The following is a 12,318-nucleotide window of genomic DNA, read 5'->3' on the forward strand; positions in this document are numbered from 1 at the left end:
CAATCAAGCGTGCTTGATTTTTCCGGCGGCCGGTGCGACGCTGGCAGCCAGGACGCAAGGAGGCGGGCGATGGCGGATCTCGGCGTGATCCTCGGGGATCTCGACGCGGAGACACGGACGATCGACGACGTGGTGGCGGACCTGCCCGCGTCGGACTGGGCGCGGGCCACGCCCGCCGAGGGGTGGACGGTCGCGCACCAGATCGCCCACCTGGCCTGGACCGACCGGAAGGCCCTGATCGCGGCGGCCCACCCGGAGGACTGGCAGGCCGAGGTCGAGGAGCTGCTCAAGGCGGGGGAGACCTACGTCGACGACGGCGCCGCGGCCGGGGCCGAGCGGCCGCCGGGCGAGATCCTCGCGGAGTGGCGGGAAGGCCGGGCCGCGCTGGCCGAAGCGCTCGCCGCGGTGCCGGCCGGGCAGAAGCTGCCCTGGTACGGCCCGCCGATGAGCGCCGCCTCGATGGCGACCGCGCGGATGATGGAGACCTGGGCGCACGGCCAGGACGTCTTCGACGCCCTCGGCCTGACCCGCGAGCCGACCGCGCGCCTGTGGCACATCGCCCGGTTCGGCACGCGCACCCGTGACTTCGCCTACCTGACGAACTCGCTCGCGCCGCCGGCCGGGGAGTTCCGCGTCGAACTGGCCGCGCCGGACGGCACGACCTGGGCGTTCGGCCCGGAAGACGCCGAGCAGAAGCTGACCGGCAGCGCGCTGGACTTCTGCCTGGTCGTCACGCAGCGGCGGCACCCGGCCGACACCGACCTGGTCGCGAGCGGCGCCGACGTCGAGGAGTGGCTGACCATCGCGCAGGCCTTCGCCGGGCCTCCGGGGGAAGGCCGGAAGCCGGGGCAGTTCGCATGACGTACCGCATCGGCAACGCGTCGGGGTTCTACGGCGACCGGTTCTCCGCGGTCCGCGAGATGCTCACCGGCGGCCCCCTCGACGTCCTGACCGGCGACTACCTCGCCGAGCTGACCATGCTCATCCTGGGCCGCGACCGGATGAAGGACGCGAACCGAGGCTACGCCAAGACGTTCCTGCGCCAGATGGAGGAGAACCTAGGTCTGGCGCGGGAAAAGGGTGTCAAGATCGTCGCCAACGCGGGTGGCCTGAACCCCGCCGGGCTTGCGGACGCCCTCCGCGAGCTGGCGGCCAAGCTCGGGATCGACGTCAGGGTCGCGCACGTCGAAGGCGACGACCTGGTCGCGCGCGCCGACGAGCTGGACCTCGGGAAACCGTTGACCGCCAACGCTTATCTCGGCGCGTGGGGCGTCGTCGAATGCCTGAACGCGGGTGCCGACGTCGTCGTCACCGGCCGCGTCACCGACGCTTCGGTGATCGTCGGCCCGGCCGCCGCGCACTACGGCTGGGCCCGCGACGACTTCGACGCCCTCGCCGGCGCCGTCGCGGCCGGGCACGTCATCGAATGCGGCGCCCAGGCAACCGGCGGCAACTACGCGTTCTTCACCGAACACTCCCTCGGCGTGCCGGGCTTCCCGATCGCCGAGATCGAGGCCGACGGCTCCAGCGTCATCACCAAGCACCCGGGCACCGGGGGAGTGGTGAACACCGGCACGGTCAAGGCGCAGCTGCTGTACGAGATCACCGGCGCGCGCTACGCCGGACCCGATGTGACCACCCGGTTCGACACGCTGTCGTTGTCGGACGACGGGCCCGACCGCGTCCGCATCTCCGGCGTCCGCGGGGAAGCGCCGCCGCCAACGCTGAAGGTCGCGCTGAACACGCTCGGCGGGTTCCGCAACGAAACGACGTTCGTCCTCACCGGACTCGACATCGAGGCGAAAGCCGCGCTGGTGCAGGAACAGCTCGAAGCGTCCTTGAAGGACCGGCCGCCCGCCGACGTCCGGTGGACCCTCGCCCGCACCGACCACACCGACGCCGACACCGAGCAGACGGCCAGCGCGCTGCTGCACGTCGCCGTGAAGGACGCCGACCCGAAGGTCGCCGGGCGCGCGTTCACCGGCGCCGCCATCGAGCTGGCGCTGGCGAGCTACCCGGGCTTCCACGTCACCGCGCCACCCTCGGACGCCTCGCCGTACGGCGTCTACACGGCGGCTTACGTAGCCGCGGAGAAGGTGCCGCACGTCGCCGTGCTGCCGGACGGGATGCGGGTCGACATAGCGCCCTCGACGTCCACTCAGGACTTGTCCGATGTGGACGAGCCCGCGCTGCCCGAACCCCTGGACCACGGGCCGGTGCGCCGTGTCCCCCTGGGCACGATCGCCGGCGCCCGCAGCGGGGACAAGGGCGGCAACGCCAACCTCGGCGTCTGGGTGCGGTCCGAAGAGGCCTGGCGGTGGCTCGTGCACCGGCTGACCGTGGCCGAGTTCAAGCTCCTGCTGCCCGAGACCGCCGACCTGCCGGTGACGCGCTACCTGCTGCCCAACCTGTGGGCGATGAACTTCGTCGTCGAAGGCATCCTCGGCGAGGGCGTCGCGTCGCAGGCGCGGTTCGACCCGCAGGCCAAGGCCTTCGGCGAGTGGCTGCGCTCCCGTGAAATCGACGTTCCCGAGGTGCTCCTGTGACCGACCCCTTCCGGACGCCCGAGCGCGCCGAGCTGCGCAAGACCGTGCGCAGGTTCGTCGAGCAGGAGGTGCTGCCGCACCTCGACGACTGGGAGCGGGCCGGCGAGCTGCCGCGCGACCTGCACCGCAAGGCCGGTGAGCTGGGCCTGCTCGGCGTGGCCTTCCCCGAGGAGATCGGCGGGGGAGACGGCAACTACCTCGACGCGCTGGTCGTCGCCGAGGAGATACACTACGCGGGCGGCTCCGGCGGGCTCTTCGCGTCGCTGTTCACCTGCGGCATCGCCGTGCCGCACATCGCCGAGGCGAACGACCCGGTCCAGCTCGAACGCTGGGTCCGCCCGACGCTGGCCGGCGACAAGATCGGTTCGCTGGCCGTCACCGAACCGGACGGCGGCTCCGACGTCGCCGGGATCCGGACCACCGCCGTCCGCGAGGGCGACGAGTACGTCGTCAACGGCGCCAAGACGTTCATCACCTCCGGCTGCCGCGCGGACTTCGTGACGACGGTCGTGCGCACCGGCGGCGACGGCGCCCACGGGCTTTCGCTGATCGTCGTCGAGCGCGGGACGCCCGGGTTCACCGTCTCCCGCAAGCTGGAGAAGATGGGCTGGCTCTGCTCCGACACCGCCGAACTGTCCTACGTGGACGTCCGGGTACCGGTCGAGAACCTGGTCGGCGCCGAGAACAGCGGCTTCGCGCAGGTGGCCACCCAGTTCGTCACCGAACGGCTTTCCCTCGCGGTGCAGGCGTACGCGCACGCCCAGCGGGCCCTCGACCTGACGCTGGACTGGTGCCGGCTGCGCGAGACGTTCGGCCGGCCGCTCATCTCGCGGCAGGTCGTGCAGCACAAGCTCACCGAGATGGCGCGCAAGGTCGACGTCGCGCGGACCTACACCCGGCAGGCCGCGATCCGGCACGTCTCGGGCGAAGAGGTCATCGCCGAAGCCTGTTTCGCCAAGAACACCGCCGTCGAAGCCGCCGAGTGGGTGGTCAACGAGGCCGTCCAGCTGCACGGCGGGCTCGGCTACATGCGCGAGTCCGAAGTGGAGCGCCACTACCGCGACGTCCGGATCCTCGGCATCGGCGGCGGCACCACCGAGATCCTCACCGGCCTGGCCGCGAAGCGATTGGGATACACCTCGTGACTACTTTGAGGTCCACAGTGGACACGCGGGCCGCCGAGTTCGGCGCGAACCGCGAGGCGATGCTGGAGAAGCTCGCCGAGATCGACGCCGAGCAGGCCAAGGCCGTCGCGGGCGGCGGCGAGAAGTACGTCGAGCGCCACCGCAAGCGCGGCAAGCTCCTCGCCCGCGAGCGGATCGAGCTGCTGCTCGACCAGGACTCGCCGTTCCTGGAGCTCTCGCCGTTGGCCGCCTGGGGCACCGACTACCGCGTCGGCGCGAGCCTGGTGACCGGCATCGGGGTCGTCGAGGGCGTCGAGTGCCTGATCTCCGCCAGCGACCCGACGGTCAAGGGCGGCGCCAGCAACCCGTGGACCACGAAGAAGAGCTTCCGGGCCGCGGACATCGCCGCGCAGAACCGGCTGCCGTCGATCAACCTCGTCGAGTCCGGCGGCGCGGACCTGCCGACGCAGAAGGAGATCTTCATCCCCGGCGGGCGGATCTTCCGCGACATCACGCGGGCCTCGGCCGCGGGGTGCCCGACGGTCGCGCTGGTGTTCGGCAACTCCACCGCCGGTGGCGCGTACCTGCCGGGCATGTCGGACTACGTCGTGATGGTCAAGGAACGTGCAAAGGTGTTCCTCGGCGGGCCGCCGCTGGTCAAGATGGCGACCGGCGAGGAGTCCGACGACGAGTCGCTCGGCGGCGCCGAAATGCACGCGCGGACGTCCGGTCTGGCCGACTACCTGGCCGTCGACGAGCAGGACGCGATCCGCCTGGGCCGGAACATCATCAAGCGGCTCAACTGGACCAAGCAGGGGCCGACGCCGAAACCGGACTACGCCGAACCGCTGTACGACGCCGAGGACCTGCTCGGCATCGTGCCGACCGACCTCAAGGTGCCCTTCGACCCGCGCGAGGTCATCGCCCGCGTCGTCGACGGCTCCGACTTCGACGAGTTCAAGCCGCTGTACGGCTCTTCGCTCGTCACGGGCTGGGCGAGCATCCACGGCTACCCGGTCGGCGTCCTCGCCAACGCCCAGGGCGTGCTGTTCGGCGAGGAGTCGCAGAAGGCCGCGCAGTTCATCCAGCTGGCCAACCAGATCCACACGCCGCTGGTGTTCCTGCACAACACGACCGGCTACATGGTCGGCAAGGAGTACGAGCAGAGCGGCATCATCAAGCACGGCGCGATGATGATCAACGCGGTGTCGAACTCGAAGGTGCCGCACCTGTCCGTCCTCATGGGAGCGTCCTACGGCGCCGGCCACTACGGGATGTGCGGCCGGGCCTACGACCCCCGCTTCCTGTTCGCCTGGCCGAGCGCGAAGTCCGCGGTGATGGGCCCGGCGCAGCTGGCCGGCGTGCTGTCCATCGTGGCCCGCGCGGCGGCCGAAAGCCGGGGCCAGGAGTACAACGAGGAGCACGACAAGGCCATGCGCGCCATGGTGGAAGGCCAGATCGAAGCCGAGTCGATGCCGATGTTCCTCTCCGGCATGCTCTACGACGACGGCATCATCGACCCGCGCGACACCCGCACCGTGCTGGGCCTGAGCCTGTCCGCGATCCACAATGGACCAGTGAAGGGCGCCGAGGGCTTCGGCGTCTTCCGGATGTGAGTGAGCGATGATCCAGAACCTGCTGGTCGCCAACCGCGGCGAGATCGCCCGCCGCGTCTTCCGCAGCTGCCGTGACGCCGGGATCGGCACGGTGGCGGTGTTCTCCGACGCCGATGCCGCCGCGCCGCACACCCTCGAGGCCGACGCGGCCGTCCGGTTGCCCGGCAACGCGCCTTCGGAGACCTACCTCCGGGCCGAGCTGCTGGTCAAGGCCGCGGCCGACACCGGCGCCGACGCCGTCCACCCGGGCTACGGCTTCCTGTCCGAGAACGCCGCTTTCGCCCGCGCCGTGCTCGACGCCGGGCTGACGTGGGTCGGGCCGCCGCCGGAGGCCATCGAGACCATGGGCTCCAAAGTGGAGTCCAAGCGGCTGATGGCCGCGGCCGGGGTCCCGGTGCTGTCCGAACTGGACGCGGCTTCGGTGACCGAAGACGACCTTCCGTTGCTGGTCAAGGCGTCCGCGGGTGGCGGTGGCCGTGGGATGCGCGTGGTCCGCTCCCTCGACGAGCTGGCCGAGGCGGTGGAAGGCGCCAGTGCGGAGGCCGGGTCCGCGTTCGGCGACCCGACCGTCTTCTGCGAGCGGTACCTGGAGACCGGCCGCCACATCGAGGTCCAGGTGCTCGCCGACACCCACGGCACGGTGTGGGCGGTGGGGGAGCGGGAGTGCTCCATCCAGCGTCGCCACCAGAAAGTCGTCGAGGAAGCGCCGTCACCGTTCGTCGACGCGGCGATGCGCGAGGAGCTGTTCGACGCCGCGCGCAAGGCCGCCAAGGCCATCGACTACGTCGGGGCGGGCACGGTCGAGTTCCTCGCTGGACCCGACGGCCGGTTCTACTTCCTCGAGATGAACACCCGGCTGCAGGTCGAACACCCGGTCACCGAGAACGTCACCGGGCTCGACCTCGTCGCACTGCAGCTGCGGATCGCCGAGGGCGAGCGGCTCCCGGCCGACCCGCCGCCGACCGTCGGGCACTCCATCGAGGTCCGGCTCTACGCCGAAGACCCGGCGGCCGGGTGGCAGCCGCAGAGCGGCACGCTCCACACGTTCGAAGTGCCCGATGTGGACCGTTCCTTCGAACACGGACCCGGCCTCAGGCTCGACTCCGGCTTCGAGACCGGCTCGGTGGTGGGTGTCCACTACGACCCGATGCTCGCCAAGGTCATCACGTGGGCGCCGACGCGCGCCGAGGCGGCCCGGCGGCTCGCCAAGGCCCTCGCCGCGTCGAAGATCCACGGCGTCGTCACCAACCGCGACCTGCTGGTGAACATCCTGCGGCACGAGGCTTTCCTGGCGGGGGAGACCGACACGGCGTTCTTCGACCGCCACGGCCTCGACACCCTCGCCGCGCCGCTGGCCACGCCCGACACCGAACGGCTGTCCGCCCTCGCGGCGGCCCTCGCCGACGCGGCGGGCAACCGGGCGCGAGCCACCACGCAGGGCCGGTTGCCGAGTGGCTGGCGCAACGTCCGCTCGGCCGGGCAGCGCAAGGCCTTCACGGTCGCGGATCGCGCGTACGAAGTGGTCTATTCGCTGACCCGCGACGGCTTGCGGGCCGAAGGCTTCGAGGCCGACCTGGTCACGGCCGAGCCGGGGCGGGTCGTGCTGGACGTCGGCGGCGTGCGGCGCGCGTTCGACGTCGCCCGGCACGACGGGGTGTCCTACGTGGACTCCGTGCTCGGTTCGGTGGCGCTGAAGGCCGAGCCGCGGTTCGCCGACCCGGACGCCGCCCTCGCGGCGGGGTCGCTGGTCGCGCCGATGCCGGGCACCGTCGTGCGGCTCGCCGTCCAGGCCGGGGACCCGGTCAAGGCGGGCGACCCGTTGCTGTGGCTCGAAGCGATGAAGATGGAACACCGGATCGCCGCCCCCGCCGACGGCGTGGTGGCGGAACTGCCGGTGACAGTGGGACAGCAGGTCGAAGTGGGCACGATCCTCGCGGTGGTGGGAGAAGCAGAATGAACGCGATGAACTTCATCGAGCCGGAGGAGCGGATCGCGCTCCGCAAGGCTGTCGCCGAGTTGGGCGCCAAGTACGGGCACGAGTACTACGCGAAGAAGGCCCGCGCGGACGAGAAGACGCACGAACTCTGGGACGAGGCCGGCCGGCTGGGCTACCTCGGCGTCAACATCCCCGAGGAGTACGGCGGCGGGGGCGCGGGCATCGCCGACCTCGCCGCGGTGCTCGAAGAACTCGCCGCCGTGGGCTCGCCGCTGCTGCTCATGGTCGTCTCGCCGGCGATCTGCGGCACCGTCATCTCCCGCTTCGGCACCGATGAGCAGAAGAAGCAGTGGCTGCCCGGCATCGCCGACGGCACCAAGCGGATGGTCTTCGCGATCACCGAGCCGGACGCCGGGTCGAACTCGCACAAGATCACCACCACCGCCAAGCGCGACGGCGACGGCTGGGTCCTCAGTGGACGCAAGGTCTACATCTCCGGCGTCGACGAGGCCGACGCGGTGCTCGTCGTCGGCCGCACGGAGGACTCCAAGACCGGCCGGCTCAAGCCCGCGCTGTTCATCCTGCCGACCGGCACCGAGGGCTTCGAGTACACGAAGATCCCGATGGACATCGTCGCGCCGGAGAACCAGTTCTCGCTGTTCCTCGACGATGTCAAGCTCCCGGCCGAAGCGCTGGTCGGCGAGGAGGACGCGGCCATCGCGCAGCTGTTCGCGGGCCTCAACCCCGAACGCATCATGGGCGCGTCGTTCTCCCTCGGCATCGCCCGGTACGCGCTCTCGAAGGCCGTCGGCTACGCGAACGAACGCCAGGTCTGGGGCGCCCCGATCGGCAGCCACCAAGGCCTCGCCCACCCCCTCGCGGAGATCAAGATCGAGCTGGAGCTGGCGAAGCTGATGACGCAGAAGGCCGCGTCGCTCTACGACTCCGGCGACGACTTCGGCGCGGGGGAGTCGGCCAACATGGCCAAGTACGCCGCCGCCGAGGTGGCCATCCGCGCGACCGACCAGGCCGTGCAGACGCACGGCGGCAACGGCCTCGCCACCGAGTACGGCCTCGGCACGCTGGTCACGGCGGTGCGGCTGGGCCGGATCGCGCCGGTCAGCCGCGAAATGGTGCTCAACTTCGTCGGCCAGCACAGCCTCGGCCTCCCCAAGTCCTACTAGGAGGATCGCTATGTCTACATTGGACGGCAAGACGATCCTGATGTCCGGCGGCAGCCGCGGCATCGGCGAGGCGATCGCGCTGCGGGCGGCCGCCGACGGGGCGAACGTCGCGCTGCTGGCCAAGACGGCCGAGCCGCACCCGAAGCTGCCCGGCACGATCTACACCGCGGCCGAAGCGATCGAGAAGGCGGGCGGGCACGCGCTGCCGATCCTCGGCGACGTCCGCGACGACGACGGGGTCGCCGCCGCGGTGGCGAAGACGGCCGAGCAGTTCGGCGGCATCGACATCGTCGTGAACAACGCCAGCGCGATCGACCTGACCCCGACCGACCAGGTCAGCATGAAGCGCTACGACCTGATGCAGGACATCAACGCGCGCGGCACGTTCCTGCTGTCCAAACTGGCCATCCCGCACTTGAGAAACGCCGCGAACGCGCACATCCTGACGCTGTCGCCGCCGATCAGCCTCGACGAGAAGTGGTTCACCGCCGGGCACCTCGCCTACAGCATCGCGAAGTACTCGATGAGCCTGGTGACCGTCGGGCTCGCCGCCGAACTCAAGAAGGACGGCATCGCGGCGAACTCGCTGTGGCCGCGCACCACGATCGACACCGCGGCGATCCGCAACGTCGTCGGGGCGGAACTGGCCTCGCGCAGCCGGACGCCGGAGATCATGGCCGACGCCGCGTACGCGATCCTGACCAAGCCGAGCCGGGAGGTCACCGGGAACTTCTTCCTCGACGACGAGGTGCTGCGGGCCGAAGGCGTCACCGACTTCGCGAAGTACCGCGTCGGCGACACCGCGGAGGACGACCTGCAGCTCGACTTCTGGGTCGAACCGGCTTGACCGGCGTCCGCGAACCCCAGCAGGAACGCAGCCGCACCACGCGGCGGCGGCTGATCGAGGCCGCGCTCGACGGGTTCGCCGTGCGCGGCTGGCACGGCGTCACGGTGGCCGGGATCGCCGAACGCGCCGGTGTCTCGCGCGGCGCGGCCCAGCACCACTTCCCGACGCGGGAGGACCTCGTCGTGGCGGCGGTCGACCTGCTCGGCCAGGCGCAGATCGACGAGCTGCGCGCGCAGGCCGCCGACCTGCCGAGCGGGCCGTCGCGCACCGAGCGCGTCGTCGAGATGGTGCTGAACCTCTACACCGGGCCGCTGTTCCGGGCGGCCCTGCAGCTGTGGGCGGTCGCGGCGACCGACGAGGCACTGCGGGACGTGCTCGTGCCCTTGGAGGCGCGGGTCGGCCGCGAGGCGCACCGGGTGGCGGTCGAGCTCCTCGGCGTCGACGAGTCCCGGCCGGGCGTGCGCGAACTGGTCCAGGCCACCCTCGACCTGGGCCGCGGGCTGGGCCTGGCGAACCTGCTCACCGACGACGCGCGCCGCCGCAAGCAGATCGTCAGGGAGTGGGCGCGGACGCTGGAGCTGCGGCTCGGGTGAGCCGGTCCAGCGCCGCCCGGCTCCGCTCGTCGGCGGCGCGGTGGATCACCAGCAGCTGGTCCGGGTCCTGGACCGGCCGCAGCGTCTCGAACTGCAGCGTGAGGACGCCGGCCTCGGGGTGCCGCACGACCTTGCGCCCGCGGCCGTTGACCTTGACGTCCTGGCCGGCCCACAGCCGCGCGAACTCCGCGTTCTCGATGGTCAGTTCCTCGATGAGGCCGGTCAGCGCCCGGTCGTCCGGGTGCGCGGCCCAGGCGGCGCGCAGGTGGGCGATCCCTTCCCGCACCACGGTTTCCCGGTCGACGTAGAACTCGCGCACCCGCGGGTGCATCAGGCACAGCCACATCGCGTTGCGCCGCGCAGGTGGCAGCGCGGCGAAGTCCACCAGCAGCCGCGCCATCTCGGGGTTCCAGGCCAGGACGTCGTAGCGGTGGTTGAGGAGCATGGCCGGCAGCGGGGACAGGTCGGCGACCAGCCCGGCCAGCGGCGGGGGCGCGGCGGTGGCGAGCTCGCCGCCGGCACGCGGGCGCTGCCGGGTCAGGTCGAAGAGGTAGGCGCGTTCGTCGGGGGCCAGCCGCAGCGCCCCGGCCAGCGCCTCCACGACGTCCGCCGAAGGCCGCAGCCCGCGGGCCTGTTCCAGCCGGACGACGTAGTCGACGCTGATCCCGGCCAGCTCGGCGACGTCTTCGCGGCGCAGTCCCGGCGTCCGCCGGCGGGGCGGCAGGCCGAAGTCCCGCGGGTCCAGGCGTTCCCGCCGGGTCCGCAGGAACGCGGCGAGCTCCGCGGTGGGGGTCGTCATGATCGCTGCAACAGCCGGGGTGGGACTCGTGTTCCCAGGAAGTCCTTTCCCTTACCACCGCCGGGGCGAGAGCGGAGACTCACCGCCCATGGCATTGACACTGGACACCTACCGGCTGCTGGGCCGGTCCGGGCTGCGGGTTTCCCCGCTGGCGCTGGGCACGGCGACGTTCGGCACCGAATGGGGCTGGGGCGCGGAAAAGGCCGAGGCGCGCAAGCTGTTCGACACCTACGTCGAGCGCGGCGGCAACTTCATCGACACGGCGAACACCTACACCGACGGCAGCGCCGAACGTCAGCTGGGTGAGTTCGCCCGCGACCACCGCGAAAGCCTCGTGCTGGCCACGAAGTACACGACGCTGCGCCGGCCCGGCGACCCGAATTCGTCGGGTGCCCACCGCAAGAGCCTGGTCGCGTCGGTGGACACCAGTCTGCGGCGGCTGGACACGGACTACCTCGACCTGCTGTTCCTGCACGTGTGGGACTTCACGACGCCGGTCGAGGAGATCCTGCGTGGTCTGGACGACCTGGTCCGCCGCGGCAAGGTGCTGTACGTGGCGATCTCGAACGCCCCGGCGTGGGAGGTCTCGCGCATGCAGGCGATCGCCGACCTGCGCGGCTGGTCACCGCTGATCGCGCTGCAGGTCGAGTACAACCTGATCAACCGGGCCGCGGAACGCGACCTGATCCCGATGGCGCGGACGATGGGGCTGGGGGTGACGCCGTATTCGCCGCTGGCGGGCGGCCTGCTGACCGGCAAGTACCGTGCCGGTGCCGGTTCGGGCGCCCGCGAGAGCTTCAACGCGGGGCTGGGCATGGTCACCGAGCGGAACCTCGCCATCGCGGACGTCGTCACGGAGGTGGCGGACGAGCTGGGGCACACGCCGGCGCAGGTCGGATTGGCCTGGACCCTGCAGAACCCGGGCGTGACGGCGTCGATCATCGGGGCGCGGACTCCGGAGCAGCTGGAGGGGAACTTGGGGGCGTTGGAGGTCGAGTTCGGCGAGGCTCAGCTGGCCCGGCTCGAGGAGGCGAGTGCGATCGACCTCGGCTATCCGCACGACCTGCTGGCCGGCGACCACATCCGGGCGGTGATGCGCGGGGACCTGAAGCTCGAAGGCCGGCGCTGACCGCCGGCCGGGTGCCCAGGCGATGCCCGGCACCCGGCCGTGCGCCCGCCCTACTGGCAGCCGACGAACTCGCTGGTGATCGCCGCGATGCTCGGGCCGGTGCTGTCGTAGCTGATCTGGAGGTTCTCTTCGTTGCGGACGCACAGCTGCGTCTGCCGGCCCACCGCGGGATAGATCGTCCGCTGCTCGCCTGCGGCCAGCACCGCCGTGCCGTTGCTGTCGTGGTAGTAAAAGCCGCCGTCGATCTTGTAGTCGAGCTGCCACTCGACCGTGCGCGCGCTCGTGGCCGTGTTGATCAGCCCGAGGTAGCCGAGCACGTTGCACTTCGTGCTGTCGCAGTTCCAGCGGAAGCAGACCTGGTAGCGGATCTTGCCGTGCGAGAGCGTGCCCGAGCACTTCGGCGACACGGCGACCGCGAGCGGTGCGGCGCCGGGGGCCGACGCGTGCGCCACGGTCGCGGAGAACAGCAGACTGGGGGCGAGGGCCGTGCAGAGCAACGTGAACATCGTCAGGGTGCGCTTGAGCATGGGGCTCCTCCGGAGGT

11 protein-coding genes are annotated in these 12,318 nt (G+C 71.3%); 9 read left to right on the forward strand and 2 right to left on the reverse strand.

The genetic code is table 11. The features are described from left to right. Positions 1-69 precede the first annotated feature (69 nt). From ACERZO_RS00950 to ACERZO_RS00985, 8 genes are read left to right on the forward strand one after another with little or no spacing between them, the layout of a single operon-like run. Positions 70-861, forward strand: a complete 792-nt coding sequence (locus ACERZO_RS00950; RefSeq protein ID WP_372660155.1) for a TIGR03084 family metal-binding protein — start codon at positions 70-72, stop codon at positions 859-861. Then, the gene (locus ACERZO_RS00955; protein WP_372660157.1) at positions 858-2,546 is read left to right on the forward strand and encodes an acyclic terpene utilization AtuA family protein; all 1,689 of its coding nucleotides are present in this window, start codon (positions 858-860) and stop codon (positions 2,544-2,546) included. Before ACERZO_RS00950 ends, ACERZO_RS00955 begins: the two co-directional genes overlap by 4 nt. Next, the gene (locus ACERZO_RS00960; protein ID WP_372660159.1) at positions 2,543-3,691 is read left to right on the forward strand and encodes an acyl-CoA dehydrogenase family protein; all 1,149 of its coding nucleotides are present in this window, start codon (positions 2,543-2,545) and stop codon (positions 3,689-3,691) included. Before ACERZO_RS00955 ends, ACERZO_RS00960 begins: the two co-directional genes overlap by 4 nt. Then, on the forward strand, positions 3,688-5,286 hold the full coding sequence (locus ACERZO_RS00965; RefSeq protein ID WP_372660161.1) for an acyl-CoA carboxylase subunit beta: 1,599 nt from the start codon (positions 3,688-3,690) through the stop codon (positions 5,284-5,286). The genes ACERZO_RS00960 and ACERZO_RS00965 overlap by 4 nt, the downstream gene beginning before the upstream one ends. Positions 5,287-5,293: 7 nt before the next feature. After that, a complete protein-coding gene (locus ACERZO_RS00970) occupies positions 5,294-7,243 on the forward strand; it encodes an acetyl/propionyl/methylcrotonyl-CoA carboxylase subunit alpha (RefSeq protein WP_372660163.1) in 1,950 nt (649 codons plus the stop codon). Then, positions 7,240-8,406, forward strand: a complete 1,167-nt coding sequence (locus ACERZO_RS00975; RefSeq protein ID WP_372660165.1) for an acyl-CoA dehydrogenase family protein — start codon at positions 7,240-7,242, stop codon at positions 8,404-8,406. The genes ACERZO_RS00970 and ACERZO_RS00975 overlap by 4 nt, the downstream gene beginning before the upstream one ends. A 10-nt stretch (positions 8,407-8,416) precedes the next feature. Then, positions 8,417-9,253 carry an SDR family oxidoreductase gene (locus tag ACERZO_RS00980; RefSeq protein WP_372660167.1) on the forward strand — a complete coding sequence of 279 codons (837 nt, stop codon included), beginning with the start codon at positions 8,417-8,419 and terminating at the stop codon, positions 9,251-9,253. Continuing rightward, positions 9,250-9,846, forward strand: a complete 597-nt coding sequence (locus ACERZO_RS00985; RefSeq protein ID WP_372660169.1) for a TetR/AcrR family transcriptional regulator — start codon at positions 9,250-9,252, stop codon at positions 9,844-9,846. Before ACERZO_RS00980 ends, ACERZO_RS00985 begins: the two co-directional genes overlap by 4 nt. On the opposite strand, the gene ACERZO_RS00990 is transcribed toward ACERZO_RS00985, so the two are convergent. Further along, the gene (locus tag ACERZO_RS00990; protein WP_372660171.1) at positions 9,806-10,645 is read right to left on the reverse strand and encodes a helix-turn-helix transcriptional regulator; all 840 of its coding nucleotides are present in this window, start codon (positions 10,643-10,645) and stop codon (positions 9,806-9,808) included. The genes ACERZO_RS00985 and ACERZO_RS00990 overlap by 41 nt on opposite strands. Before the next feature lie 88 nt (positions 10,646-10,733). Between ACERZO_RS00990 and ACERZO_RS00995 the strand changes: the two genes are divergently transcribed. Continuing rightward, the gene (locus ACERZO_RS00995) at positions 10,734-11,774 is read left to right on the forward strand and encodes an aldo/keto reductase (RefSeq protein ID WP_372660173.1); all 1,041 of its coding nucleotides are present in this window, start codon (positions 10,734-10,736) and stop codon (positions 11,772-11,774) included. Between the two features lie 50 nt (positions 11,775-11,824). Here ACERZO_RS00995 and ACERZO_RS01000 read toward each other — a convergent pair whose 3' ends face one another. After that, positions 11,825-12,301 carry a hypothetical protein gene (locus ACERZO_RS01000; protein WP_372660175.1) on the reverse strand — a complete coding sequence of 159 codons (477 nt, stop codon included), beginning with the start codon at positions 12,299-12,301 and terminating at the stop codon, positions 11,825-11,827. Positions 12,302-12,318 lie beyond the last annotated feature (17 nt).

Source organism: Amycolatopsis kentuckyensis (genome assembly GCF_041679295.1).
Taxonomy (GTDB): domain Bacteria; phylum Actinomycetota; class Actinomycetes; order Mycobacteriales; family Pseudonocardiaceae; genus Amycolatopsis; species Amycolatopsis kentuckyensis_A.

Excerpts from the sequence above, each read along its gene's own strand:
- ACERZO_RS00955 (WP_372660157.1), top strand. The coding sequence starts at position 858 with ATGACGTACCGCATCGGCAACGCGTCGGGGTTCTACGGCGACCGGTTC.
- ACERZO_RS00975 (WP_372660165.1), top strand. The coding sequence starts at position 7,240 with ATGAACGCGATGAACTTCATCGAGCCGGAGGAGCGGATCGCGCTCCGC.
- ACERZO_RS00970 (WP_372660163.1), top strand. The coding sequence starts at position 5,294 with ATGATCCAGAACCTGCTGGTCGCCAACCGCGGCGAGATCGCCCGCCGC.
- ACERZO_RS01000 (WP_372660175.1), bottom strand. The coding sequence starts at position 12,301 with ATGCTCAAGCGCACCCTGACGATGTTCACGTTGCTCTGCACGGCCCTC.
- ACERZO_RS00990 (WP_372660171.1), bottom strand. The coding sequence starts at position 10,645 with ATGACGACCCCCACCGCGGAGCTCGCCGCGTTCCTGCGGACCCGGCGG.
- ACERZO_RS00995 (WP_372660173.1), top strand. The coding sequence starts at position 10,734 with ATGGCATTGACACTGGACACCTACCGGCTGCTGGGCCGGTCCGGGCTG.
- ACERZO_RS00950 (WP_372660155.1), top strand. The coding sequence starts at position 70 with ATGGCGGATCTCGGCGTGATCCTCGGGGATCTCGACGCGGAGACACGG.
- ACERZO_RS00980 (WP_372660167.1), top strand. The coding sequence starts at position 8,417 with ATGTCTACATTGGACGGCAAGACGATCCTGATGTCCGGCGGCAGCCGC.